At 63.8% G+C, this 25,007-nt stretch carries 20 protein-coding genes and 2 tRNA genes; 9 read left to right on the top strand and 13 right to left on the bottom strand.

Annotated elements, in window-relative coordinates:
• Positions 1 to 31: 31 nt before the first annotated feature.
• Together ACOYJQ_RS04175 and ACOYJQ_RS04170 are read right to left on the bottom strand one after the other, a co-directional pair.
• A tRNA-Gly gene (locus tag ACOYJQ_RS04175) sits at positions 32 to 105 on the bottom strand.
• Between the two features lie 21 nt (positions 106 to 126).
• Positions 127 to 211: transfer RNA gene (locus ACOYJQ_RS04170), tRNA-Tyr, on the bottom strand.
• Positions 212 to 396: 185 nt separating this feature from the next.
• On the opposite strand from ACOYJQ_RS04170, the gene rlmB reads away from it, so the two are divergent.
• Positions 397 to 1,224: a 23S rRNA (guanosine(2251)-2'-O)-methyltransferase RlmB gene (gene rlmB / locus ACOYJQ_RS04165; RefSeq protein ID WP_433456668.1), complete on the top strand. Its 828-nt coding sequence runs from the start codon at positions 397 to 399 to the stop codon at positions 1,222 to 1,224.
• Between the two features lie 329 nt (positions 1,225 to 1,553).
• The gene (locus ACOYJQ_RS04160) at positions 1,554 to 3,236 is read left to right on the top strand and encodes an MFS transporter (protein ID WP_433456667.1); all 1,683 of its coding nucleotides are present in this window, start codon (positions 1,554 to 1,556) and stop codon (positions 3,234 to 3,236) included.
• Positions 3,237 to 3,426: 190 nt separating this feature from the next.
• Here the strand turns inward: ACOYJQ_RS04160 and ACOYJQ_RS04155 are convergent, their stop codons facing one another.
• Complete coding sequence (locus tag ACOYJQ_RS04155; protein WP_433456666.1) at positions 3,427 to 4,527, bottom strand: anhydro-N-acetylmuramic acid kinase; 1,101 nt, start codon at positions 4,525 to 4,527, stop codon at positions 3,427 to 3,429.
• Between ACOYJQ_RS04155 and ACOYJQ_RS04150 the strand changes: the two genes are divergently transcribed.
• The 3 genes from ACOYJQ_RS04150 to ACOYJQ_RS04140 all read left to right on the top strand — a co-directional run bounded on the left by ACOYJQ_RS04150 (position 4,517) and on the right by ACOYJQ_RS04140 (position 6,542).
• The gene (locus tag ACOYJQ_RS04150; protein WP_433456665.1) at positions 4,517 to 4,855 is read left to right on the top strand and encodes a hypothetical protein; all 339 of its coding nucleotides are present in this window, start codon (positions 4,517 to 4,519) and stop codon (positions 4,853 to 4,855) included. The genes ACOYJQ_RS04155 and ACOYJQ_RS04150 overlap by 11 nt on opposite strands.
• The gene (gene tyrS, locus ACOYJQ_RS04145) at positions 4,852 to 6,111 is read left to right on the top strand and encodes a tyrosine--tRNA ligase (RefSeq protein ID WP_433456664.1); all 1,260 of its coding nucleotides are present in this window, start codon (positions 4,852 to 4,854) and stop codon (positions 6,109 to 6,111) included. The genes ACOYJQ_RS04150 and tyrS overlap by 4 nt, the downstream gene beginning before the upstream one ends.
• 65 nt (positions 6,112 to 6,176) lie before the next feature.
• Positions 6,177 to 6,542, top strand: a complete 366-nt coding sequence (locus ACOYJQ_RS04140) for a PRC-barrel domain-containing protein (protein WP_433456663.1) — start codon at positions 6,177 to 6,179, stop codon at positions 6,540 to 6,542.
• 41 nt (positions 6,543 to 6,583) lie between these two features.
• Here ACOYJQ_RS04140 and ACOYJQ_RS04135 read toward each other — a convergent pair whose 3' ends face one another.
• Positions 6,584 to 7,036: a DNA polymerase III subunit chi gene (locus tag ACOYJQ_RS04135; RefSeq protein ID WP_433456662.1), complete on the bottom strand. Its 453-nt coding sequence runs from the start codon at positions 7,034 to 7,036 to the stop codon at positions 6,584 to 6,586.
• Positions 7,036 to 8,538, bottom strand: a complete 1,503-nt coding sequence (locus tag ACOYJQ_RS04130) for a leucyl aminopeptidase (RefSeq protein ID WP_433456661.1) — start codon at positions 8,536 to 8,538, stop codon at positions 7,036 to 7,038. The genes ACOYJQ_RS04135 and ACOYJQ_RS04130 overlap by 1 nt, the downstream gene beginning before the upstream one ends.
• A gap of 234 nt (positions 8,539 to 8,772) precedes the next feature.
• On the opposite strand from ACOYJQ_RS04130, the gene lptF reads away from it, so the two are divergent.
• The 4 genes from lptF (at position 8,773) to rsmA (ending at position 14,575) form a co-directional block, all read left to right on the top strand.
• Entirely contained in the window at positions 8,773 to 9,921 is a 1,149-nt protein-coding gene (gene lptF, locus ACOYJQ_RS04125) for an LPS export ABC transporter permease LptF (RefSeq protein ID WP_433456660.1), read from the top strand.
• Entirely contained in the window at positions 9,921 to 11,006 is a 1,086-nt protein-coding gene (gene lptG, locus ACOYJQ_RS04120; RefSeq protein ID WP_433456659.1) for an LPS export ABC transporter permease LptG, read from the top strand. Before lptF ends, lptG begins: the two co-directional genes overlap by 1 nt.
• 178 nt (positions 11,007 to 11,184) lie before the next feature.
• A complete protein-coding gene (locus ACOYJQ_RS04115) occupies positions 11,185 to 13,686 on the top strand; it encodes an LPS-assembly protein LptD (protein ID WP_433456658.1) in 2,502 nt (833 codons plus the stop codon).
• Positions 13,687 to 13,705: 19 nt separating this feature from the next.
• A complete protein-coding gene (rsmA, locus tag ACOYJQ_RS04110; RefSeq protein WP_433456657.1) occupies positions 13,706 to 14,575 on the top strand; it encodes a 16S rRNA (adenine(1518)-N(6)/adenine(1519)-N(6))-dimethyltransferase RsmA in 870 nt (289 codons plus the stop codon).
• A 4-nt stretch (positions 14,576 to 14,579) separates the two neighbouring features.
• Here rsmA and gmk read toward each other — a convergent pair whose 3' ends face one another.
• The 8 genes from gmk to recA all read right to left on the bottom strand — a co-directional run bounded on the left by gmk (position 14,580) and on the right by recA (position 24,869).
• Positions 14,580 to 15,185 (bottom strand): guanylate kinase, encoded by a 606-nt coding sequence (gmk, locus tag ACOYJQ_RS04105; protein WP_433456656.1) that lies wholly within the window; start codon positions 15,183 to 15,185, stop codon positions 14,580 to 14,582.
• 190 nt (positions 15,186 to 15,375) lie between these two features.
• Complete coding sequence (gene mltG / locus ACOYJQ_RS04100; RefSeq protein ID WP_433456655.1) at positions 15,376 to 16,737, bottom strand: endolytic transglycosylase MltG; 1,362 nt, start codon at positions 16,735 to 16,737, stop codon at positions 15,376 to 15,378.
• A 124-nt stretch (positions 16,738 to 16,861) separates the two neighbouring features.
• A complete protein-coding gene (fabF, locus tag ACOYJQ_RS04095; protein WP_433456654.1) occupies positions 16,862 to 18,127 on the bottom strand; it encodes a beta-ketoacyl-ACP synthase II in 1,266 nt (421 codons plus the stop codon).
• Between the two features lie 82 nt (positions 18,128 to 18,209).
• Positions 18,210 to 18,449 carry an acyl carrier protein gene (locus ACOYJQ_RS04090; RefSeq protein ID WP_433456653.1) on the bottom strand — a complete coding sequence of 80 codons (240 nt, stop codon included), beginning with the start codon at positions 18,447 to 18,449 and terminating at the stop codon, positions 18,210 to 18,212.
• Between the two features lie 489 nt (positions 18,450 to 18,938).
• Positions 18,939 to 19,676: a 3-oxoacyl-[acyl-carrier-protein] reductase gene (gene fabG, locus ACOYJQ_RS04085; protein ID WP_433456652.1), complete on the bottom strand. Its 738-nt coding sequence runs from the start codon at positions 19,674 to 19,676 to the stop codon at positions 18,939 to 18,941.
• Positions 19,677 to 19,688: 12 nt separating this feature from the next.
• Positions 19,689 to 20,642: an ACP S-malonyltransferase gene (gene fabD / locus ACOYJQ_RS04080; protein WP_433456651.1), complete on the bottom strand. Its 954-nt coding sequence runs from the start codon at positions 20,640 to 20,642 to the stop codon at positions 19,689 to 19,691.
• A gap of 207 nt (positions 20,643 to 20,849) precedes the next feature.
• Entirely contained in the window at positions 20,850 to 23,504 is a 2,655-nt protein-coding gene (gene alaS, locus ACOYJQ_RS04075) for an alanine--tRNA ligase (RefSeq protein WP_433456650.1), read from the bottom strand.
• Between the two features lie 279 nt (positions 23,505 to 23,783).
• Positions 23,784 to 24,869, bottom strand: a complete 1,086-nt coding sequence (recA, locus tag ACOYJQ_RS04070; RefSeq protein WP_433456648.1) for a recombinase RecA — start codon at positions 24,867 to 24,869, stop codon at positions 23,784 to 23,786.
• Between the last annotated feature and the right edge of the window lie 138 nt (positions 24,870 to 25,007).

Genomic DNA, 25,007 nt, shown 5'->3' with positions numbered 1-25,007 from the left:
TCTATCGGTGAAACGGCCCATATACGCTGTATGGAGCGGGTGAAGGGAATCGAACCCTCGTCATCAGCTTGGAAGGCTGTTGCTCTACCATTGAGCTACACCCGCACGATACAGTCCCGGAACGGATGGTGGAGGAGGTTGGATTCGAACCAACGTAGGCGTAGCCAACGGATTTACAGTCCGTCCCCTTTAACCACTCGGGCACTCCTCCAGCCCATTCCGGCAGACCGCCATTCCCGAGCGCCGCCCGGAAACACCGCCGGGGCGGCCCCCACGTCGGCGGAAGCAGCGGGGCGGTTCTTAGGGCGATGCGCTCCCCCCTGTCAACACCTAATGCGATCTGGCAAAGCGATGTTACACATGCAACGTATGCTTTTCCACCAGGAGGCCGCGCGCATGAACGAAAAAAGCTCCCAGAAACAACGCCGAAACCCTTCTCGCGACGCGCGCGCCGACGGCCGGCCGCCGCGGCCGGCAAACCCGCGCAAACCCTTCCGCACGCTTGAAAACGAAGCGGAGGACGGCGCCCTGCTCTATGGCTGGCATGCGGTTTCGGAGGCGCTCGCCAATCCCGCGCGCCGTTTTCGCTCCCTGCTCGTCACCGAAAACGCCGCCCGGCGCCTTTCCGAGGTTTTCCACAGCCTTCCCGTGACGCCGACCGTCGTCAGGCCGTCGGAAATCGACCGGCGCGTCGGCGCGGACGCGGTGCATCAGGGCTTGCTGCTTCACGCCGAATCGCTGCCGACGCTCACCGTCGAGGATCTCGCCCCGGATTCGCTCATCGTGGTGCTGGACCAGATCACCGATCCCCACAATGTCGGCGCCATCGTGCGCACGGCGAGCGCCTTCGGCGTCGACGCCGTTCTCACCACGGCCCGACACAGCCCGGTCGCGACCGGCGTGCTGGCGAAATCGGCCTCGGGCGGGCTCGAACACGTGCCGTTCGTGGTGGCGCGCAATCTGGCCGGCGCCCTCCAGACGCTTTCCGAACGCGGCTACCTGTGCGTCGGCCTCGATTCGGAAGGCGCGGAACCGCTCGCCGACGTTCCCTTGCGCCGCCCGCTGGCGCTGGTGCTCGGCGCGGAGGGCAAGGGCCTGCGCCAGCTCACCCGCGAGCGCTGCAACGTGCTCGCGCGCCTCGACATGCCGGGCAAGATCAGGAGCCTCAACGTGTCCAACGCCGCCGCCATCGCCCTTTACGCCGCGACGTCCCGGCTTGAATAATTTTTCCGCATGGAAAAACGATGACGTGAACGAAAGCCGAAGCAAGGCCCGCGAATCTTCAGCGGCATCGGCACGCCATGGCGCAACGCATGCCGCACCGCATCTACGACTTTCGTCCAACGACTAATTATCTAGCAGCATCGGTTTCTTTTGCAACTATCATGGGGTGCGTTAATTGCGCGCAGTCCCGGCGGATCTTCGATGCACCGGCGTGGGCGATTGACGGAGGTCTCCGGTCGAGCCGCGCAAGACGGCCGCCGGCGGTCGGGCCGGGGGTGTGGGAGCGCCTTCCGGTTTTCACTCGGGAAACGCAAAGAAGGACCACTTCCATGAGCTTCGCCAGCACGACGGGCGGAGCAGCGCCGAAGGCTGCTCCGATGACACGGGAAGAGCGCAAGGTGATCATCGCCTCCTCGCTCGGCACCGTTTTCGAATGGTATGATTTCTATCTCTACGGGTCATTGTCCGCGATCATCGCGGCGCAATTCTTTTCCGGCGTCAATCCGACCGCCGGCTTCATCTTCGCCCTGCTCGCCTTCGCGGCGGGCTTTGCCGTGCGCCCCTTCGGCTCGCTGTTCTTCGGCCGCCTCGGCGATCTCGTCGGCCGCAAGTACACGTTCCTCATCACCATCATCATCATGGGCCTGTCGACCTTCATCGTCGGCCTGCTGCCCAGTTACACCTCGATCGGCATCGCGGCCCCGGTCATTCTGATCGTCCTGCGTCTGCTGCAAGGGCTCGCGCTCGGCGGCGAATACGGCGGCGCGGCGACCTACGTGGCCGAACATGCGCCGCGGGGCCGGCGCGGCTTCTACACGAGCTTCATCCAGACCACGGCGACGATGGGCCTCTTCCTCTCGCTTCTCGTGATTCTCGGCGTGCGCACCTGGCTCGGCGAGGAAGCTTTCGCGGCCTGGGGCTGGCGCATTCCCTTCCTGATCTCCATCGTGCTCCTGGCGATTTCGGTATGGATTCGCACCCAGCTCGAGGAATCGCCTTCCTTCAAGAAGATGAAGAGCGAGGGCACGGGCTCCAAGGCGCCGCTGTCGGAAGCCTTCGGCACCTGGCGAAACGCGAAGATCGGCCTCTATGCGCTGTTCGGCAGCACCGCCGGGCAGGCCGTGGTGTGGTATACGGGCCAGTTCTATGCGTTGTTCTTCCTGACGCAGACGCTGAAGGTCGATTCGGCCACCGCCAATATCCAGATCGCGATCGCGCTGCTGTTCGCGACGCCGTTCTTCGTGGTGTTCGGCTGGCTTTCCGACAAGGTGGGCCGCAAGCCGATCATCCTTGGCGGCTGCCTGCTCGCCGCGGTGCTCTACTTCCCGCTGTTCAACGCGCTCACCCGCGCCGCGAATCCCGATCTCGCCGCCGCGCAGGCCACCTCCCCGGTGACGGTGCTGGCCGATCCGCGCGAATGCTCGTTCCAGTTCAATCCGGTCGGCACGGCGCAGTTCACCTCCTCCTGCGACATCGCCAAGAGCTTCCTCGCGCGCAACTCGGTGAACTACGAGAATGTCGCCGCGCCCACGGGCACCATCGCTTCCATCCGCGTCGGCGAGCGCACGTTCGCTTCCTTCGACACCCGCGCGCTGTCGGCGGAGGAGCGCACGGCGCGCACGGCGCAGTTCCAGGCCGAACTCACCGCCGCCATCCGCGAGGCGGGATATCCGGCGAAGGCCGACCCCAACCGGATGAACTACCCCCTCACCGTCGCCATCCTGTTCGTGCTCGTGTTGCTGGTGACGATGGTCTACGGCCCCATCGCCGCGCAGCTCGTGGAGCTGTTCCCGACGCGCATCCGCTATTCGGGCATGTCGCTGCCCTATCACATCGGCAACGGCTGGTTCGGCGGCTTCCTGCCGCCCACCATCTTCGCCATGGTGGCGGCGACGGGCAACATCTACTACGGCCTCTGGTATCCGATCGCCATTGCGCTGATGACGCTGGTCATCGGCCTGCTTTTCGTGCCGGAGACCTACAAGCGCGATATCGATACGTTCGATACCTAGAGCAGCTTGCGTTCAAATCGATCCATCGAATTGAACACCAGTTGCGATAAAAATATGGAATTGAGAGCGGAACGGCGATTCAACCTGATCGCATCCCGCTCTCAATGGTTCCGTTCAATCGGAACGCGCTCCGGCCGGATAGCACGACGCCCGAATCTTCCGCCTTCGGTTGAAAGGCGGAAGATTCCATCTATCGCTTCAATCGCGCCATCGCGCCCGTGTCGGGCGGCGTCGCCAGCACGCCGCCCGACACGGGCGCCGTGACGCCGGTCGTCGTCGGCAGGGTCAGCGGCAGCTTGCGCAGGCTGCGCGCCGCGAGGAAGGCGAAAGCCTGCGCTTCCATCGAATCCGCCGACCAGCCGAGATCGTCCGCGATCGCCACTTCCGCGCCCGTGGCCTCCCGGATGCGGCGCACCAGTTCCGCGTTGTGCGTGCCGCCGCCGCAGAGCACCCACAGGCGCGGGGGCTGCGGCAGCAGCGGAATGATGCTGGCGGTGGCGCGGGCCGAGAAGGCGGTGAGCGTCGCGGCCCCGTCTTCCACCGACAGCGCGGAAAGATCCGGCAGGACGAAGGCGTTCCTGTCGAGCGATTTCGGCGGCGGCCGGGTGAAAAAGGCGTTGTCCAGCAAGCTGTCGACGACGGCCTCGTTGACCGTGCCGCAGGCCGCGTGCGCGCCGTCCCGGTCGATGGGAAAGCCGGTGCGCTTCAGCATGAAATCGTCGATCAGGGCGTTGGCCGGGCCGGTGTCGCAGGCGATCAGCGCCTCGTCGTCTCCTGCCTCGATGTACGTGACATTGGCGATGCCGCCGAGGTTAAGCACCGCGATCGGCCCCGTGAGCCCCGCATTGCGCGCCATCGCACGGTGAAAAAGCGGCACCAGCGGCGCGCCCTGCCCGCCCAGGGCGACATCGGCGGCGCGAAAATCGTAGACCACCGGTATTCCGACATGCGCCGCGAGCTTGCGTCCGTCGCCGATCTGCATCGTCAGCCCCTCCTCGGGGCGGTGGAGAACCGTCTGGCCGTGAAAGCCGATCAGGTCGACGCCGCCGGGGCCTAGCTGGCAGGAAGCGAGAAAACTGTCGACCGCCCTGATGTGGCGATGCGTCACCATCGCCTCCGCCTCGGCCAGAGCCTCCGGCCGGGCGTCGCGGTCCGTCAGATGCGCGGCGGCGGCCAGCGCCTTGCGCAGAAGCTGGCGATCCGCCTGATCATACGGATGGAAGCCCGCCGGCCCCAGACCGTGAATGACAACGCCGTCCGTTTCCACGAGCGCCAGATCGATGCCGTCCATCGACGTGCCGCTCATCAGGCCCAAGACACACATTACGTCGCCACACATTACCTCGCCACGCATTACCTCGCCGCGCAGTACGTTGTCGCGTGATATCCTGTCCGACATGATGACCTCTCCCGATCCCGCTTCATTAGAGCGCTTTCCGGCCGAATGGAATCATTTGATCGGAAAGAACCTGTTCAGACAAAGAATCGTGGAGCATTTTCCCTCCCGCGAACCGGTTTTCGGCGGCGGGCGCGCGATTTCCAAACGGCGTCCGAGCTGCTATAGACCCGCGCGGGCGCCACAGCGCGCCGCAACACAGCACAAACCGAAAGATCGATGACAGCCTTCCGTTCCGACTTCCTCCGTGCGCTCGACGAGCGCGGCCTCATTCACCAGATTTCCGACGCCGAGGGGCTCGACGCCCTGGCGATCGCGGGGAAGATCACGGCCTACGTGGGCTATGACCTCACGGCACCCAGCCTGCATGTCGGGCACATGACGAACATCATGATGCTGCGCCGCCTCCAGCAGGCCGGCCACAAGCCCATCGTGCTGATGGGCGGCGGCACCACGCGCATCGGCGACCCGTCCTTCCGCGACGACGCGCGGCCCCTGCTCGACGATGCGCAGATCGAGGCCAACAAGGCCAGCATCAAAAAAGTGTTCTCGCGCTTCCTCACCTTCGGCGAAGGCGAGAGCGACGCCGTCATGGTCGACAATGCGGAATGGCTGGACGAGCTGAAATACATTCCCTTTCTGCGCGACATCGGCCGGCACTTTTCCGTCAACCGCATGTTGAGCTTCGATTCGGTGAAGACGCGGCTCGACCGCGACCAGTCCCTGTCGTTCCTCGAATTCAACTACATGATCCTGCAAGCCTACGACTTCCTGGAGCTGTCGCGGCGCTACGGCTGCCGGTTGCAGATGGGCGGCTCGGATCAGTGGGGCAACATCATCAACGGCATGGAACTCGGCCGGCGCGTCGACAACACGCAGCTCTACGCCCTCACCTCGCCGCTGCTCACCACGGCGTCGGGCGCCAAGATGGGCAAGTCGGCGGGCGGCGCCGTCTGGCTCAACGAGGACATGCTGTCGCCCTATGAGCTGTGGCAATACTGGCGCAACACGGAAGACGCCGACGTCGGCCGCTTCCTGCGGATCTTCACCGATCTGCCGCTTGACGAGATCGCGCGCCTCGACGCGCTGGAAGGCGCAGAACGCAACGACGCCAAGAAGATCCTCGCCACCGAGGTCACGGCCCTGCTGCACGGGCGCGACGCCGCCGGCGCCGCCGCCGAAACCGCGCGGAAAACCTTCGAGGAAGGCGCGCTGGCGCAGGACCTGCCCAGCCACGCGGTTCCCCGCGCGCTGCTGGAGGAGGGACTCGGCGTCCTTTCCGCGTTCGGCCCCGATCATGCCGGGCTCGTCGCCTCCACCAGCGAGGCGCGGCGTCAGATCAAGGGCGGCGGTCTCAAGGTGAACGACGAGACGATCACCGATGAAAAGGCGAAGCTGACGCTATCCGACCTCACATCCGATGGCGCCATCAAGCTTTCTCTTGGCAAGAAGAAGCATATTCTGCTGAAGATCGCGTAAAATTATTCGGAACCGGAGTCATTCCTCGCCCGTTGTAGAGACATCAACAACGAAAGGAGGATACGGTGGCTCACGTTGACGAAACCGGCACGCTGATCGGCGCGGACAAGGTGGCGGGTACATCCGTCTATAACGCCGAGGGCGAGACCCTCGGCTCCATCCACGACATCATGATCGACAAGCATAGCGGCCGCGTCGCCTATGCGGTGATGTCGTTCGGCGGGTTTCTGGGCCTCGGCTCGGATTACCACCCGCTGCCGTGGTCGGCGCTCACCTACGACCCGGAGAGGGGCGGCTATGTGGTGCATCTGACGCGGGAGCAGCTCGAAGGCGGCCCCCGTTACGGCAAGGAAGAAGAGCCGCACTGGGGCGACCGCGACTACGAGAAGCGTGTCCACGACTACTACGGCATCGGGCCTTACTGGATGTAAGCGTCTACATGCCGGAAGCGACGCGACGGGAAGGGAGAAATCTATCCCTTCCTGATCCACCGCCCCGTGTCGTCCTGCTGCCAGTAGGTCGCGGCGAGCCCCAGCGCGCGCACCTTGCGCCACTCGTCCCGCGCCCGCGCCAGCGCGGCATCGTCGTTGCCGTCGAACATCAGCACGATGCGGGCGTAGGATTGCGCGTCATCGGGAAGACCCGCGCCGTCGACGAGAAAACGCACGTCCGCCCCGTTCACGTTGTCGCGCGTGCAGACGAGCAGCACCGGCTCGCCCGCGCAATCCGGCGAGCGGTCGGTGCCGTGAGGCAGGAAGCTGTCGTCGCGATAGAGCCATAGGTGATCGTCGAGCGCGGCGAGCCGTTCGGCGTCCGGCACCTCGATGGCCACCCGCCAGCCGCGCGCGAGGCTCTTTTCGACGAGCGCCGGCAACACCGCCTCCAGCGGCTGGCGTTGCAGATGATAGAACAGGACGTCCGTCATCAGCCTTCGTAGTGGTCGCGCACCAGCCTGTCGAGCAGCCGCACGCCCCATCCCGAGCCCCAGGAGCGGTTGGTGTCGGTCTGCTTGGCGGCCATGCCCGTGCCGGCGATGTCGAGATGCGCCCAGGGCGTATCGTTGACGAACCGTTGCAGGAACTGCGCGGCGGTGATCGAGCTGGCGAAACGCCCGCCGGTGTTCTTCACATCCGCGACCTTCGAATCGATCAGCTTGTCGTACTCGGGTTGCAGCGGCAGCCGCCACACGGTCTCGCCGGAGATCTTGCCGGCTTCCGTCAGGCGCTGCGCCAGTTCGTCGTTGTTGGAGAACAGGCCGGCGTTCTCCTGGCCCAGCGCGACGATGACCGCGCCGGTCAGCGTGGCGAGGTTGACCATGAAGCGCGGCCGGAAGCGGCCCTGCGTGTACCAGAGCAGATCGGCCAGCACCAGTCGCCCTTCGGCGTCCGTGTTGATGACCTCGATGGTCTGGCCGGAGAGCGACGTCACGATGTCGCCCGGCCGCTGCGCCTTGCCGTCGGGCATGTTTTCCACGAGGCCGATGACGCCGACGGCGTTCACCTTCGCCTTGCGGGCGGCAAGCGTGTGGATGAGACCGACGACCGCGGCCGCCCCGGCCATGTCGCCCTTCATGTCTTCCATGCCGGCGGCCGGCTTGATGGAGATGCCGCCGGTGTCGAAGGTCACGCCCTTGCCGACGAAGGCGACAGGCTGCACGTCCTCGCCCGCGCCGTTCCAGCGCAGCACCGCGACCTGGCTGTCGGAGCGCGAGCCCTGCCCCACGCCCACCAGCGCGCCGAAGCCCAGCTCCCGCAACTGCTTTTCGCCGATGACCTCGACCGCCACGTCGAGCTTCGCCAGTTCTCCCGCGCGCCGCGCAAATTCTTCGGGATCGAGCACGTTGGCCGGCTCGTTCACGAGATCGCGCGCCAGCGTCACCCCTTCCGCAACCGCCTTCGCGGCCTTGCGGGCGGCCTTGGCGGCGGCGGGATCGGCGATTTGCAGCGCGATTTCCGACGGCACGTCGTCGCGCTCCTCGTCATCCTGCTTCTTCTTCGTCTTGTAGCGGTCGAAACGGTAGGCGCGCAGCCGCAGGCCGAGCGAGAAATCTCCCGCCGCCTCGGGCGACGGCGCGAATCCGCCGGGAAAGTCGAACAGGATGTGCGCCTGCGCACCCGCGATCTTGCCGAGCGTCGCGCCGCCGAGGCGCGTCCAGTCGGTGGTGCCGAGATCCTTCGCCGGACCGACGCCCACGACGACGAGACGCTCGGCGGCGATGCCGGCGGGGGCCGCGAGCACGAGCGCCGTCCGGGCCGCGCCCTTGAACTTCTCCACAGCCGCGGCGCGGCGCACCTGTTCCAGCCCCGCCTCGCCGAGCCAGGCGGCCGCGGTCGCGGACACGGAAAGGGTGTCGTCGGCGAACACGACGACCTCGCCCCCTTCGGGGCGGGCTACGGAAACGAATTCAACCTTGATACGGCCGGTCATAAAATCCTCGCAGAAGCGTCACTATTCGATTGTACGGCGATCAGAGCATTTTCAGAAGCGGCCGTCACCATCCGCGCCGGGGAATGCCGAGGAATACCCGGCGCGACGTTCAGGTCTACTGCCGGCCATCCCGGCCTGCAACCTTGCCGAACGGGCGTGAACACATTAGTTCGATTACAGGTTCGGGCCACGGCGGGGGCGGCCGGCGGCGGGCAACAGTTCGACGGTAACAGGATGACATTGATCGAACGCTACATTCTGCGCAACGTGACGGTGGCGTTCATCGCCTGCTTTCTGGCGCTGACGCTCATCATCTGGATCACGCAGATCCTGCGTCAGCTCGATCTCGTCACCGGCCAGGGGCAGACGCTGGGGATATTCATGCTGGCGACTTTGCTGTCGCTGCCGGCGCTGGTGGTGATCATCGCGCCGGTGGCGCTGTTCATCGCCACCCTCTACGCGCTGAACAAGCTCAACGGCGATTCGGAGCTGATCGTGATGAGCGCTGCCGGCATCGCGCCGGGCCGCCTGCTGCGCCCCTTCGCCGCGCTGGGCTGCGCCGCCTTCGCCCTCGTCGCGGTGATGACGCTCTACCTCATGCCGCAGAGCTTCAACACGCTGCGCGATCTCGTCACCCAGATCCGGGCGGATTTCGTCGCGAACATCGTCAAGGAAGGCCAGTTCACGACGCTCGATTCCGGCATCACCTTCCATTACCGCGAAAGAGCGGGCGACGCGCTGCTCGGCATATTCATGCAGGACGAGCGCAACCCGGACAAGGTTTCCGTCTACATCGCGGAGCGCGGCCAGACAGTGCGCATCGGCGACGACAGCTTCATGGTGCTGGAGAATGGCTCCGTGCAGCAGCAGGAGAAGAACAGCCGCGACGCGGCCATCGTCACCTTCCAGCGTTACGCTCTCAACCTGTCGGTGTTCGCCGCGAGCGAGGCGGAGACGATCTACCGTCCGCGCGAGCGCTCCACCGCCGACCTGCTGTCGCCAGACCCGGAGGATCCCGTCTACAAATACCAGTCGGGGCGCTTCCGGGCGGAGCTGCACGACCGCTTTTCCGCGCCGCTCTACTGCCTTTCCTTCATGCTGATCGCCTTCGCGGCGCTGGGCGAGGCGCGCACCACCAGGCAGGGCCGCAGCGTCGCGATCGTGACGGCGGTCGCGGCCGTCGGGCTGGTGCGCATCCTCGGTTTCTTCGCTTCCAGCGCGGTGGTGCGCGAGCCGCTGGCGGCCGTGGGCATCTACGGCGCGCCGCTGTTCTCCGGGCTCATCGCATTGTTCATCATCTTCGAAGGCCCGCGCGTGCGCGCCGCGATCGGCGCCCTCGGGCGGCCGCGAGCAGCGCCGCGGGCGGCGGCGGGAGGCGCGTGATGCTGATCGGTCCCACGCTCGGGCGCTATTTCGGCCGGCGCTTCCTGCTCACCATCGGCGCGGTGTTCGGCACCGTGTTCGTGCTGGTCTACACGCTCGATTTCGTCGAGCTGATGCGCCGCGCCGGCGATGCGCCGGGTGCGTCGGCGCACATCATGGCATGGCTGTCGTTTCTGCGCACGCCCTCCGTCACGGAGGAGGTGCTGCCCTTCGCGGTGCTTTTCGGCAGCATGGCGACGCTGCTGACCCTCAGCCGGCGGCTGGAGCTGGTGATCGCCCGCTCGGTCGGGATCTCGGCCTGGGGATTTCTGCAACCGCCGGTCATCGTCGCGCTGCTGCTCGGCGTCGTGTCCGTGACGCTGTTCAATCCGCTGTCGGCGAATCTGCGCCAGCGCGCGGCGACGCTGGAGGCGACGCTCTTCTCGCAAGGGGCGGTTCCGGGACGCGAGAACATCTGGATTCGCCAGAAAAGCATCGACGGGCAGGCAATTCTGCGGGCAAGCTCGGCCATCGACGAAACGGCCACGCTGGTCAACGTCACCGTCTTCCTGTTCGACGACAACGGCGGCTTTCTCGAACGGGTGGAGGCCGAGCGCGCCAGGCTCTATGACGGCCACTGGGAGCTTGAGAAGGCCCGCGTGACCATGCTGAACGAGGAGCCGCAGACGTATGACACCTACCTGCTCGCCACGACGCTGGCGCCCGCGCAGGTGCGGCAATCGTTCACGGCCGCGAGTTCGGTCTCGTTCTGGCAGTTGCCGGACCTGATCGACCGCACCGAGCAGGCCGGCCTGGACGCCAGCCCCTACCGCCTGCAATACGAGGTGCTGATGGCGCGGCCGCTGCTGCTGGTGGCCATGGTGCTCATCGCCGCTTCCGTTTCCTTAAGGTTCTTTCGATTTGGCGGCGTGGCGAAGCTCGTTCTGGGTGGCGTTGTGGCCGGCTTCGTGCTTTATGTGGCGACGGAGATCATGCAGGATCTTGGCGGGGCGGGCATCCTTTCCCCCACGCTCGCTGCATGGTTTCCCGGCGTTGTCGGCAGCTTGCTCGGCATCCTCGCCTTGCTGTATCAGGAGGATGGCTGAGATCGGCGGCCGAAAAACATCTTCCGGCGACGCCCGGATACGGATAGCGTCATCGGGATGTGGCAGAATGCGGTAAGTGTTTTTACACTCTCGGCCCTTACAGCTCCGTCAGGCGCTGAAAGGTCGCGGGACCGGGCGCGGTAGTGCCAAGGTGTGTAGCAGTTGCAGGAGTTCGCGTTTGAGCCTCGGTAAAATCGCCCGTATCGCGATCGCTTCCGCCCTCGGCGCAACCGTGCTGCCTGTGGCGGGCGCGCATGCGCAGCAAACGTTGAACGAACGTTTCGCCGCAGCCGGCGCGCGCTCGGACAGCGACCGCCTCGTCGTCGACGCCAGCGAGATCGTCTACGACAACGACCGCAACACCGTCTCCGCCGTCGGCAACGTCAGCCTGTATTATCAGGGCCGCAGCCTTCAGGCCGATCGCGTCACCTACGACCGCAACACCAACCGGGTGCTGGCGGAGGGTAACGCGCAGCTTCGCGAGACGGACGGCACGGTGGCGAGCGGCGACCGATTCGAGCTGACCGACGATTTCCGCGACGGCTTCATCGATTCGCTGCATGTGGAAACCTCGGAGAACACGCGCTTTTCCGCCCCGCGCGCCGAGCGCAGCGAGGGCGAGACGACCACCTTCACCAAGGGCACCTACACCGCCTGCGAGGCGTGCAAGAAGGATCCGTCGCGCCCGCCCCTGTGGCAGGTGAAGGCCGCCCGCATCATTCACAACAACAGCGAGCAGATGATCTATTACGAGGACGCCACCCTCGAATTCTTCGGCGTCCCGCTCGCCTACGTGCCCTATTTCTCGACGCCCGATCCCACGGTGCGCCGCAAGACCGGCTTGCTCACGCCGCGCTATTCCTATTCCTCGGCCACGGGCTTCGGCCTCTCGACGCCCTTCTTCTGGGCGCTCGCCCCTGATTACGATCTCACCCTCACCCCGACCTTCCTGACGAAGCAGGGGGTGCTGGGGCAAGCGGAGTGGCGTCAACGTTTCCTGTCGGGTTCCTACAACATCCGCGCGGCGGGCATCTTCCAGCAGGATGAGACCGTCTTCCTCGAATCGCCCCATGGCCCGCGCGACCGCGATTTCCGCGGCTCCATCGAGACGAGCGGGCGATTCGACATCAACCGCTACTGGCATTGGGGCTGGGATATCGCGCTGGTGACGGACAAGTGGTTCCTCGACAACTACAACGTCCGCAGCGAAAGCCTCACCAACACGTTCTTCAAGGAATCGACCTCGACCGCCTTCCTGCAAGGGCGCAGCGACGAGGCGTTCTTCGACCTGCGCGGCTATTACTTCAAGACGCTCTCCGATGACGACTGGCAGAAGCAGCAGCCGATCGTCGCGCCGACGCTCGACTACAACCGCCGTTTCAAGGGGCCGGGGCGGATCGGCGGCGAGTTCGAACTCGATTTCAACCTGACGAACCTCTCCCGTGAGGCGGCGCAGTATTATCCCGTTCCGGGCGAGGTGGGCAGCACCTTCCCGCAGGGCATGCCCTATCAGACCTGCGCGGTGTTCGATCAGGACCATTGCCTCGTGCGCGGCATCGGCGGCCGTTACACGCGCATCTCGACGAGCCTCAACTGGCGGCGCGATTTCATCGATCCGCTGGGGCAGGTGTGGCAACCCTTCGCCGGCGTTCGCGTCGACGGATTTGCCCGCAGCCTGAACGCGACGCGGTTTCAGAACGGCGAGATCGGCAATTTCCTCAACACGGGCGGCAACGACACCATCACCTCGCGGGTGACGCCGACCGTCGGGCTGGAATACCGTTTCCCCTTCGTGGCGACGAACGGCTGGGGCACGCATACGCTGGAGCCCATCGCCCAGATCATCGCCCGCCCGAACGAGACGCGCATCGGCGAACTGCCGAACGAGGATTCGCAGAGCGTGATGTTCGACGACACCAACCTGTTCTCCTGGAACAAGTTCGGTGGCTACGACCGCGCCGAGGGCGGCGTGCGCGCCAATGTCGGCCTGAAATATTCCGTGCAGACGGATGCCGGCGGCTACGGGCAGGCGCTTTTCGGCCAGTCGTTCCATCTGGGCGGGCGCAATTCCTACCGCCAATACGATATCGCCCATGCGGGACGCGATTCGGGTCTTGATGATTCGCGCTCCGATTATGTGGCGGGGCTCTATATCGCGCCGCGTCCGGGGCTGTCCTTCCTCGGTCATGCACGCTTCGACGAGGACGATTTTTCCATCAACAGGCTCGACGCGCAGGCCAACGCCACGTTCGGAAGGCTGAATGCCGGTCTCGTTTTCGCCCGTTACGAGGCGCAGCCCGATCTCGGCTATGCCTACCGGCGCACCGGCCTCGGCCCCAACGCCTCGATGAAGCTTACCGACAATTGGGCGGTGAAGGGGTCCGTACTGTTCGACCTCGATCGCGACAAGCAGAATCAATACAAATATTATGCCGGATTGACGGATACGCTCGACACGTCGAAGAAGTGGACGGCCGCCAATATGTCGCTCGGCGTGACCTATCAGGACGAATGCGTGGTGCTCGACGTCACCTATACATCCAGCCTGAAGGACCGTTCCTCCGGCACGAAACGTTCCGATTCGGCCATCATGGTGCGGCTTGAGTTGCGCACACTCGGTGAAATCAGCTTCTCGCAGGACGTCGGCAGTTCGTCCACTTCGGACGGCATCGCCCAGTAACCGCCCAAGCAAGCGCCCGATGGCCCAGATCGACGATCTTCCTCCGCTGCGCGACATCGTGCGCGCGCATGAGCTTCTGGCCAGAAAATCGCTCGGTCAGAATTTCCTGTTCGACCTCAACCTCACCAGCCGCATCGCGCGCGCTTCCGGGCCGCTTGACGGCGTGACGGTGGTGGAGGTCGGCCCCGGCCCCGGCGGTCTGACGCGCGCGCTTCTCGCCGGCGGCGCACGGCGCGTGATCGCCATCGAGCGGGACGCGCGTTGTCTGCCGATTCTCGCGCAGATTGCGCATCATTACCCCGGCCGGTTGACGGTGATCGAGGGAGACGCGCTCGAAACCGACATCGCGCCCCTGCTCGACGAAGGGCCGGCGCGGATCGTCGCCAACCTGCCCTACAATGTGGCAACGCCGTTGCTCGTCGGCTGGATGACGGCTGACCGCTGGCCGCCGTGGTGGCAATCGCTGACATTGATGTTCCAGCGCGAGGTCGCGGAGCGTATCGTCGCGACCCCCGACACGCCGGCCGACTACGGCCGTCTCGGCGTGCTTTGCGGCTGGCGGGCGCAAGCCCACATTCTCTTCGACGTACCGCCGTCCGCGTTCGTCCCGCCGCCGAAGATCACTTCATCCGTCGTCCACCTGCTTCCCCGCCCCGCGCCCGAGCCGGCGCGCGTGGAAAGCCTCGAAGCGGTCACGAGAGCCGCATTCGGACAGCGCCGGAAAATGCTGCGCCAGAGCCTGAAAAGCCTCGTCTTCACCGAGGGGCAGGATGTCACCCGGCTGCTGGAGCAAGCCGGGATCGTCGCAACCGCACGCGCGGAGGAGTTGCCGGTAGCGGCCTTCGTCCGCCTTGCCAATGCCTATGACGACATGCGCGGGCGGGCCTGAGATATCACCCCTCGTCGGCGAGAAGGCTTTCGACAAAACCCGAAAGCCCGGTGCGGCGCAGACGCTTCAGCCGCTCCGCCGCCAGGATCGACATCAAGGCGCGAAAGGCGTGATCGAGATCGTCATTGACGATCACATAATCATAGGCATTCCAGTGGCTGATTTCATCGCGCGCATTGACCAGCCGCCGATCGATCACCTCCGGTGAATCTTCCGCCCGCCGTTCGAGGCGCTGACGCAATTCCGCAAGAGACGGCGGCAGGATGAAGACCGTGACCGCATCGTCGCGCATCCGCTCCAGGATCTGCAACGTTCCCTGCCAGTCGACATCGAACACCATGTCCCGGCCGCCGGCCAAAGTCTCTTCCACGAGCTTGCGCGGCGTTCCGTAAAGGTTGCCGTGGACTTCCGCCCATTCGAGCAGATCGCCCCGATCGCGCTGGAAGATGAATTCGTCCCTCTCGATAAAATGGTAGTGCACGCCCTCGATTTCCGACGCACGGCGCGGACGGGTCGTGACGGAGATCGACAGGGAGAGACCGCCGAGCTGCAACAGGTCGCGCGTAAGGGTGGTCTTGCCGGCCCCGGAGGGAGACGACAGAATCAGCATCAGGCCGCGGCGTCGAATTGAATCATCCAAAGGCATTATGTAACGCACATTCCATTATGAGTCGGACACCACGCATTTCCGTCTCTCACTGACGCGCGGAAATGCGGCAACTTCCTGGTTCAACGCGTTTTCCTCACGCAAAGCCACGCATGCTTCGCTTGAAAACGCACACCCCAGCCCCTCGCGAACATCAACGAATGGCCGGCAATTGCGGCACCGTCTTCGGCGATGTCAGATCGTAGGTCTTGTTCTTCAGGGGATCCAGCCTCGTCCCTTCAGAGGCATCGAACGCCCTGATGATCCCGTCGGCACCGGCGCCGGACGCCGCCGCGTCGGCCAACTCGTTCACCGGCGGGGGCGTCACGCTGGTCTGCGTTTCTTCCTCATCCGGCGCAGCGCGGTCGACGCCCGCCGCAGGCTGCGCGCCTTGTCCCGCCTCGATCTTGCGCCATGCGGCAACATTGCGCTTGTGCTCCTCATATGTCTTCGCGAATACGTGCCCGCCGGTACCGTCTGCAACGAAGTAGAGATCGTCGGTATTTGCGGGATTGGCCGCCGCCATGAGAGAGGCGCGGCCCGGGTTGGCGATCGGCCCGGCCGGCAATCCGTCGACGACATAGGTGTTATAGGGCGTCGCCTCGGCGATCTCGCTCTTGCGGATACCGCGCCCGAGCGTGCCCTTGCCGCCGACGATGCCGTAGACGATGGTCGGGTCCGACTGAAGTTTCATTCCCTTGCGCAGCCGGTTGACAAAGACGGCCGCCACGCGCGCGCGCTCTGCCTCGACCGCCGTTTCCTTCTCGATGATCGAGGCGAGAATGACGAGTTCATCGGGAGATTTCAAAGGCAGGTCGCTGGCCCGGCTCTCCCATGCCAGCGCCACGGCCTTGCGGTGATCCACCACCATGCGGTCGATGATCGACTGCCGCGAAGTGCCGCGCGGCGCCATATAGGTCTCGGGCAGCAGCGTGCCTTCCACCGGGGCCGGCTTCACATCCCCCGCCAAAAGATCGTTGGCAAGCAGCCGCGCGACGATCTGGTCGCTCGTCAGCCCCTCCGGGATGGTAACGGGATACTGAACGCTGCGGCCGGCGACGAGCGTATCCATCACATCCTTCATGCTGGCGCCGGCCTTGAAGGCATATTCGCCGGCCTTGATGGCGTCGTTGGCACCGAGGACATGCAGCCCGACAACGAAAATCAGAGGGTGATTGATGACGCCTTCGCGCTGCAATGCTTCGGCGACGATCTGGTTGCCACCCTTGACGGTGACGATGCGTGTCTCGCGAAGCGGCCCCTGCGCGTAAAACTCCCCCCGGCCGAAATAGATGGCAGATCCTGCGGCAACGGCGAGGATCAGAACGAGGGTCAGGAATGCACTGATGGCCGACAAAAAGCCGCCCCCACGCTGTGGCCGCCGGCGAACTCTCGGCGGTGGCGGGGGCGCAAAAGTCGGCTTGATCGCCTCACCCGGCGAACGAGGCGTCACCCGACCGTAATGTACATCACCCCGTGCAGCTTGCGGAGGCTTCTGATGCCAGTCATCGACCATAAGGATACAGCCTCTCTCGAGCGGCGGTTAAAGGGCGCACACCGGTATCCCGAAACCCGCCCCCCGACGGCGAAAGCTAAACTAAAGCCATGATTATGGCAAAAGCAGGCTACGCCAGCCGATATCACAGATCGGGATGGCGAAAGATGAGCGACGCGTTCGTGCCGCCGAATCCGAACGAATTGGACAGCACCGCGCCGATCGCGGCCTCGCGCGGTTTATGCGGCACAAGATCAATCGCCGTCTCGACCGACGGATGATCCAGATTGAGAGTTGCAGGCGCCACCTGATCGCGAATGGCAAGTATGCCGAATATCGCCTCCACCGCTCCCGCCGCGCCAAGAAGATGCCCGATCGACGATTTCGTCGAGGACATCAGTATCCGGTCTGCGCTGTCGCCGAACAGGCGCTCCACGGCGCGCAGCTCGATCTCATCGCCAAGCGGGGTAGAGGTGCCATGCGCATTGACGTAATCGATGTCACGGGGCTCAAGCCCAGCTCGCTTCAACGCCGCCCGCATGCAACGGAACGCGCCATCCCCGTCCTCGGCCGGCGACGTGATATGATACGCATCGCCGGACAGGCCGTAACCGACAAGTTCAGCGTAAATTCGTGCCCCACGCGCAAGCGCATGTTCACGCTCCTCAAGCACGACGACGCCGGCCCCTTCGCCCATGACGAAACCGTCACGATCCTTGTCGTAAGGACGAGACGCGCGCTCCGGTGCATCGTTGAAAGAGGTCGACAGCGCACGGCAAGCGGAAAACCCCGCAAGCGCCAGACGATTGACGGGCGACTCCGCCCCACCGGCGACCATCACGTCCGCGTCACCGAACGCGATGAGACGCCCGGCATCGCCGATGGCATGCGCTCCCGTCGAACAGGCGGTGACGACCGAATGGTTCGGCCCCTTGAGCCCGTTGACGATCGACACGTATCCCGATGCAAGATTGATCAAACGGCCGGGAATGAAAAACGGCGAAACACGCCTCGGACCACGCTCATGCAGCGTGATGGAGGCGTCATAAATACCACCGACGCCACCGATACCGGAACCGATCAACACCCCGCTGGCGTTGCGATCGTCATCGCTTGCCGGATGCCACCCGGCATCGTCAAGCGCCTGCCGCGCGGCCGCCATCGCATAAACGATGAACGGATCGACCTTGCGTTGCTCTTTCGGATCCACCCAGTCGTCAGGATTGAACGTCCCATCCTCGCCGTTTCCGAGTGGAATGGAACAAGCGATACGGCACGGAAGATCCGAAGTCTCGAAGGTCTCGATGGCCCTGGCGCCGCTCAATCCAGCGAGAATTCGCCGCCAGGTAAAATCGACGCCGCATCCCAACGGGGAAACGACACCCAGTCCGGTAACAACGACGCGCCTCATATCCCTTCACCACCCGCGCAAACGCGAGGACCGGAAACGGCCGCGCCGCGCGTCCCGTTTGCATGCGCCAGGACCGGATCCATCAGGCAGAGACGTTCTTCTCAAGGAACTTGATGGCATCGCCAACCGTGACGATCGTTTCGGCGGCATCGTCCGGGATCTCGACGCCGAACCCTTCCTCGAAAGCCATGACGAGCTCAACGGTATCAAGGCTGTCAGCGCCCAGATCGTCGATGAAATTCGCAGATTCCGTCACCTTGTCGGCCTCGACGCCGAGGTGCTCCACGACAATCTTCTTCACGCGATCAGCGATATCACTCATATTTCTTTCCTCGTTATATCAACCAACGATACGCCGTGCGTCGCATCGGCCGGCAAGCCGCACAAAGCGCTTATCGCAAGGCAACTCTCGCTACACGAGCACGGCGACACAAACAACCCACCAACCCGGAATCCCGTGCAAAACAGCGCCGTCCCGCATGATTCCAACGCTCGACGCAGATTGAGACGCTCATCTGCGCGAAACAATACGGAATACGGCCATGCAGCAGCTTATGAACAGGACACTGAAGACTACCCGACCGGAGTACCGCTTTCCATAGAACGGTCGAACCGGTGTATTTGACCATCAAAGCACGACTTCCTCCCGAAAGTCGTACCCGCCTTCCCGCTCAGGCCCCGAAGAGCCTTGAAGAATCTATCGCATATGATCGATCATACAAACGCAATATTGCGTTGTTACCATACTCACCCGCGGTTGGCGAGAGAAGAAACAGGTATAAGGAACAACCGAATCCTCTCTATAACCGTCTCATGTCATTACCATTCCGCCGTTGACATGAAGCGTTTGCCCCGTCACGTAACTGGCCTCTTCGGATGCGAGATATACCACGGCTGATGCGATATCGCCCCCAACACCGAGCCGTCCCAACGGCACCCGTGACAAGATCGCTTCCTTTTGCTTGTCGTTGAGCACGTCCGTCATCGGCGATTCGATAAAACCGGGTGCTACTGCATTGACGGTGATGTTGCGGCTGGCAACCTCCGCGGCAAGCGATTTGGTCATCCCGACGAGTCCGGCCTTGGACGCAGCATAATTCCCCTGTCCCGGATTGCCCGTCGTTCCAACGACAGAACCGATACCGATGATTCTGCCGTACCGCCGCCGCATCATGCCCTTGAGCGCCGCGCGCGAGAGCCGGAATGGAGCCGTGAGATTGACGGCGATGACGGTATCCCACTCCTCGTCCTTCATGCGCAGGAAAAGATTGTCTTTCGTAATTCCCGCATTGTTGACGAGAATATCGAGTCCGCCGAGCGCTTCCTCGGCTCCCGGGACCAGCATCTCCACCTCGGCAATATCCGCAAGATTGGCCGGAATGACCGCGACGCGATCGCCAAGCTGTGAAGCGAGCGCCTCCAGCGCCTCGCGACGGGTACCGGAAAGCGCCACCGACGCTCCCCTTGCATGAAGCGCCTGCGCGATCGCGCCGCCAAGCCCGCCGGTCGCCCCCGTAACGAGAGCTTTCTTGCCACTCAGGTCGAACACTGTCTTTCCCCTTCAACGCACCGTCGCAAGCACCGTCTGAAAACCGGCGATATCGTCCGGCCCGCCAACGGACAATCCGCGCGCCGTCGGCGCAATCCGCTTCGCCAGACCCGTCAGCACCTTGCCGGCGCCGAGCTCGAAAAATACGTCGACGCCCGCCGCCGCCATCGCGGCAACGCTTTCTCGCCAGCGAACCGTGCCCGTCACCTGCGCCACCAGCGCCTCGCGAATATCGGCAGGACCGGAGATCGGCGCAGCGTGTACGTTGGCGAAAACCGGGACAAGCGGCGCGCGGACCTCTACGGACGCGAGCGCCTCATGCATGCGCTCAGCGGCCGGCTCCATCAAAGCACAATGAAACGGCGCGGATACCGGAAGCAGAATGGCCCGCTTGGCGCCCCTGGATTGCGCAATTGCGATAGCGCGTTCGACGGCCGCCACATGCCCGGAAACAACCACCTGCCCCGGCCCATTATCGTTGGCGGCGGCGCACACATCATGCTGCGCCGCCTCCTCCACAATCGATACGACTTCGGCAAAATCCAGCCCGAGCAAGGCTGCCATGGCCCCCTCCCCGACAGGAACCGCCTGCTGCATCGCCTCGCCCCGAATACGCAGCAGACGCGCCGTATCCGCCAGCGACAAGGCACCGGCGGCAGCCAGCGCAGAATACTCTCCCAGGGAATGCCCGGCAACGAAATCGACATCAGCGGCGATGTCCAGACCCGTTTCGCTCTCCAGCACGCGCACAACGGCGAAACTGACAGCCATGAGCGCCGGCTGCGTATTGACCGTCAGGGATAATTCCTCCGCCGCCCCCTGCCACATCAACTGGCTGAGGTGCTGGCCAAGCGCATCGTCCACTTCCTCGAACACGACACGAGCAACCGCGAAATTATCCGCCAGAGTTTTGCCCATGCCCGGCACCTGACTCCCCTGCCCCGGAAAAGTCAACGCAATCGCCATATCCGTCTCCGCTCCAGCCGTCCGAAAACCGGCTGTCTCGCCGCACCGTTCACACTGCCGCCCCGAGGTCAGAGCCCTTCCGCTTTTCGCTGAAACGCTCTTTATCTCCAGTCAGGCCATGTTATCTCCAGTCAGGCCATGGCCTTTCTCCAAAAAGCGACATCCGCTGCATGGATCCTGCTTCAGCAACCTCGGGCCAAAACCCGATCAACCCCCAACGATGGCCGCGATTGCATCAAGAGCAGCCTGGGCCGCATCGCCATCAGGCCCGCCGGCCTGCGCGAGATCGCGGCGGCCGCCTCCGCCTTTGCCACCGAGTTTTTCGGCTCCGATCCTGACCAGCGCAACAGCATCAAAACGTTCGCTGACATCGGGCGTGACACCCACGACGATGCCGGCCTTGCCATCATCCGCCACACCGACAATCGCCACGATACCCGAGCCGATCTGTTTCTTGGCGTCGTCGGCAAGGCTCTTGAGATCCTTCATGTCGATGCCTGATACGACGCGCGCCAGCAACCGCGTACCACTGACATCCCGTACAGCTTCTGCGGCCGTTCCCGTGCCCCCCAGAGCCAGCTTCTTGCGCGCGTCCGCCAATTCGCGTTCCAGCCGACGCCGCTCCTCGACGATCGCCTCGAGGCGCGTCCCGGCCTCGCCGACAGGCGTACGGAGCAAATCAGCCAATCCGTGCAAAAGCTCGCTCTCGGCGACCAGATGACGGCGGGCTCCCTCGGCGGTCATCGCCTCGATCCGGCGAACTCCCGACGCGACGGCGCTCTCGGAAACGACACGCACCACACCGATATCGCCCGTGCGCGCAACGTGCGTGCCGCCGCAAAGCTCTATCGAAAATATCTTGCCTCCCGCCTCGGGACGGGTGCCCATGGAGACGACGCGCACCTCGTCACCGTACTTCTCACCAAACAGGGCTCTCGCCCCGCTGTCGATCGCCTCATCGACCGCCATCAGCCTGGTTTCGACCTGTTCATTGCGCAGCACCTGCGTATTGACCAGATCCTCGATCTGGCGCAACTCATCCGTGCTGAGCGGACCAGGATGGCTGAAATCGAAACGAAGCCTGTCGGGGGCGACGAGCGAGCCCTTCTGCGCGACATGATCGCCCAATGTCTCGCGCAAGGCCTCATGCAGCAGATGGGTAGCCGAGTGATTGGCCCGGATCGCGCGCCGACGCGCTCCATCGACGGCAAGCTCCACCGCCGCCCCGACAGACAGAGTGCCGGAGACGACCCGTAGCTTGTGGACAAAGATATCGCCAAGCTTTTTCGTCGTCGCCAGAATATCCGCACGCACACCACCAGCCCCGGACAAGGTGCCGGTGTCGCCTACCTGCCCGCCGGACTCGCCGTAAAAAGGCGTCTGATTGACAACGAGCAGCCCCTCTTCGCCGGCCGCAAGCGAGGCGATCTCCTCGCCATCCCTGACCAGCGCCGTCACAATTCCTTCCGCAGCCTCCACCTCATAGCCGAGAAACTCGGTGGCACCGGCGCGATCTCTGAGCGAGAACCACAGTGTTTCCGTGGCAGCCTCGCCTGACCCCGCCCAAGCCGCACGCGCCAACTGACGCTGGCGCGACATCGCGGCCTCAAAGCCCTCGACATCGACGGAAACGCCCCGCGGGCGCAGCGCATCCTGCGTGAGGTCGAGCGGAAAACCATAGGTGTCGTATAAGGTGAATGCCAGTTCGCCCGGCAACCTGTCTCCCGCCGCGAGTCCCTCGGTCGCCGAATCAAGCATCGCAAGGCCGCGTTCCAGCGTCTTGCGAAAACGCTTCTCTTCAAGATGCAAGGTCTCGACGATCAGCGCTTCGGCGCGAACGAGCTCGGGATAGGCCTGCCCCATCTGCCTCACCAGCGCGGGAACGAGCCGCCACATGAGCGGCTCGCGGGCGCCAAGCAGTTCCGCGTGACGCATTGCACGACGCATGATGCGGCGTACGACATAGCCGCGCCCTTCATTCGACGGCAGCACGCCATCTGCCACAAGAAATGCGGAGGCGCGCAAATGATCCGCGATCACACGATGGCTGACCGCTTGCGGACCATCGGGATCTACGCCGGTGGCATTGGCCACGGCCTCGATCAGCGCCCGCATCAGGTCGGTGGCATAATTGTCATGAGTGCCTTGCAAGACGGCCGAGATCCGCTCAAGCCCCATCCCGGTGTCGATCGAGGGTCTCGGCAGAAGCAGGCGCTGCCCCGGCGACACCTGATCGTACTGCATGAACACCAGGTTCCAGATCTCTATGAATCTGTCGCCGTCCTGATCGGGACTGCCTGGAGGGCCTCCGGGAATGTGCTCGCCATGATCATAGAAAATTTCGGAGCACGGACCGCAAGGCCCCGTATCACCCATCGACCAGAAATTATCCGATGTCGCAATACGGATGATTCTGTCGTCTGGAAGATTCGCGATCTTCTTCCAGAGATTTGCCGCATCATCGTCCTCCGCGAAAACGGTGACGAGCAACTTGCCGGCAGGCAGGCCGAATTCCCGCGTGACGAGATTCCAGGCCAACTCGATGGCATTCTCCTTGAAATAATCACCGAAGGAGAAATTCCCGAGCATCTCGAAGAAAGTATGATGACGCGCGGTATAACCTACATTGTCAAGGTCGTTGTGTTTACCGCCCGCGCGCACGCATTTCTGAGCGCTGACCGCACGCGAATAAGGGCGCTTCTCCGCCCCTGTGAAAACATTCTTGAACGGCACCATGCCGGCATTGGTAAACAGCAACGTGGGATCGTTGCGCGGAACGAGCGGACTCGACGGCACCGTCGTATGGCCGTGAGCCGAGAAGTAATCAAGAAAAGTGGACCGGATCTCGTTTACACCGCTCATCGACGCCCTGCCTGCTCCATACTGCCCGCGCACCGGACGGATGCGCCGCACACGCCATTCCGCCGTCAACCCGAACCATCGACGTTCCCCTCGCCCGCCGCAAAACCGACATAAACGCTGACAACGACGCCTGCAACCCCGCCCTTTGAACAGAACGATGCTGCGCGAGCGCTTCCATTACCGAAATTCAATGCGTTTGGAAATCGGAAACCCGTGTTTCGGCACTTTAAAGCAACGAGTCGGAGGCATTCACGCAGACGGGAGAGCGGACAGCCCCATTCAATCGGCAGCGTCGTCGGCTTCCTCGGCCAGCGGATTGATATTCTCCAGAATACGATCCGCGAGCACCGTCGAGTTCTGGCGGATGGCGGTCTCAATTCTGTCCGCTATCTCGGGATTGCTCTTGAGGAACTGCTTGGCATTCTCGCGCCCCTGCCCGAGCCGCTGGCTGTCATAGGAGAACCAGGCACCCGACTTGTCGACGATGCCCCCCTTCACCCCCAGATCAAGCAACTCGCCCAGCTTCGAAACGCCTTCTCCATACATGATATCGAATTCGACCTGCTTGAACGGCGGCGCGACTTTATTCTTGACGACCTTCACGCGCGTCGTGTTGCCGATGATCTCCTCGCGGTCCTTGATCGAACCGATACGCCGAATATCGAGCCGCACCGATGCATAGAACTTCAGCGCGTTACCGCCGGTCGTCGTCTCCGGCGAACCGTACATGACGCCGATCTTCATGCGAATCTGATTGATGAAGATGACCATCGTATTGGAGCGGGATATCGACGCCGTGAGCTTGCGCAGCGCCTGGCTCATCAGCCGGGCCTGAAGACCTGGCTGCATATCGCCCATCTCTCCCTCGATTTCGGCTCGCGGCGTCAGCGCAGCGACCGAATCGACGACGAGCACCTCGACCGCGCCAGAGCGCACGAGAGTGTCGCATATCTCCAGCGCCTGCTCCCCCGTGTCCGGCTGGGAAATCAGCAGATCGTCGAGATTGACGCCGAGCTTGCGGGCATAGATCGGATCGAGCGCATGCTCCGCGTCGATGAAGGCGCAAGTGCCGCCGCGCTTCTGGGCTTCGGCGACGGTGTGGAGCGCCAGCGTCGTCTTGCCAGACGATTCCGGCCCGAAAATTTCGATGACCCGCCCGCGCGGCAGGCCGCCCACTCCGAGCGCGATGTCGAGGCCGAGGGAGCCCGTGGAAACGGTATCGATCTCAACCTTGTCCTGCGCCTTGCCGAGCCGCATGATCGAGCCCTTGCCGAACGCCCTTTCGATCTGGGCCAATGCCGCATCGAGAGCCTTTGTCTTGTCCATCGAGCTACCTTCCACGAGTCGCAAACCGGCCTTTGACATCACGATATCCCTTATGGCACGCCGCCCAGAACATCAACGCGCCAGCACAAAAGTGCATATTTTGTTCTTGTGCGCAAGTTCTTTTTATGTTCCATTCCGTCCGAAACACGAACGGAAAGGCCGGCGATGTCAGAAGGA

Origin of the sequence: Pseudochelatococcus sp. (assembly GCF_050946405.1) — a bacterium.
Taxonomy (GTDB): Bacteria; Pseudomonadota; Alphaproteobacteria; order Rhizobiales; family Beijerinckiaceae; genus Pseudochelatococcus.
This window is presented reverse-complemented; position numbering and strand designations above follow the sequence as displayed.

What these genes read in the sequence shown, in the direction of transcription:
- alaS (WP_433456650.1), bottom strand. Translation starts at nt 23,504, where the DNA reads ATGAGCGGTGTAAACGAGATCCGGTCCACTTTTCTTGATTACTTCTCG.
- ACOYJQ_RS04160 (WP_433456667.1), top strand. Translation starts at nt 1,554, where the DNA reads ATGAGCTTCGCCAGCACGACGGGCGGAGCAGCGCCGAAGGCTGCTCCG.
- ACOYJQ_RS04090 (WP_433456653.1), bottom strand. Translation starts at nt 18,449, where the DNA reads ATGAGTGATATCGCTGATCGCGTGAAGAAGATTGTCGTGGAGCACCTC.
- ACOYJQ_RS04150 (WP_433456665.1), top strand. Translation starts at nt 4,517, where the DNA reads ATGCCGTCCATCGACGTGCCGCTCATCAGGCCCAAGACACACATTACG.
- lptF (WP_433456660.1), top strand. Translation starts at nt 8,773, where the DNA reads ATGACATTGATCGAACGCTACATTCTGCGCAACGTGACGGTGGCGTTC.
- rsmA (WP_433456657.1), top strand. Translation starts at nt 13,706, where the DNA reads ATGGCCCAGATCGACGATCTTCCTCCGCTGCGCGACATCGTGCGCGCG.
- ACOYJQ_RS04135 (WP_433456662.1), bottom strand. Translation starts at nt 7,036, where the DNA reads ATGACGGACGTCCTGTTCTATCATCTGCAACGCCAGCCGCTGGAGGCG.
- lptG (WP_433456659.1), top strand. Translation starts at nt 9,921, where the DNA reads ATGCTGATCGGTCCCACGCTCGGGCGCTATTTCGGCCGGCGCTTCCTG.
- ACOYJQ_RS04130 (WP_433456661.1), bottom strand. Translation starts at nt 8,538, where the DNA reads ATGACCGGCCGTATCAAGGTTGAATTCGTTTCCGTAGCCCGCCCCGAA.
- recA (WP_433456648.1), bottom strand. Translation starts at nt 24,869, where the DNA reads ATGTCAAAGGCCGGTTTGCGACTCGTGGAAGGTAGCTCGATGGACAAG.
- tyrS (WP_433456664.1), top strand. Translation starts at nt 4,852, where the DNA reads ATGACAGCCTTCCGTTCCGACTTCCTCCGTGCGCTCGACGAGCGCGGC.
- fabF (WP_433456654.1), bottom strand. Translation starts at nt 18,127, where the DNA reads ATGAGGCGCGTCGTTGTTACCGGACTGGGTGTCGTTTCCCCGTTGGGA.
- mltG (WP_433456655.1), bottom strand. Translation starts at nt 16,737, where the DNA reads ATGGTCGATGACTGGCATCAGAAGCCTCCGCAAGCTGCACGGGGTGAT.
- ACOYJQ_RS04155 (WP_433456666.1), bottom strand. Translation starts at nt 4,527, where the DNA reads ATGGACGGCATCGATCTGGCGCTCGTGGAAACGGACGGCGTTGTCATT.
- rlmB (WP_433456668.1), top strand. Translation starts at nt 397, where the DNA reads ATGAACGAAAAAAGCTCCCAGAAACAACGCCGAAACCCTTCTCGCGAC.
- gmk (WP_433456656.1), bottom strand. Translation starts at nt 15,185, where the DNA reads ATGCTGATTCTGTCGTCTCCCTCCGGGGCCGGCAAGACCACCCTTACG.
- fabD (WP_433456651.1), bottom strand. Translation starts at nt 20,642, where the DNA reads ATGGCGATTGCGTTGACTTTTCCGGGGCAGGGGAGTCAGGTGCCGGGC.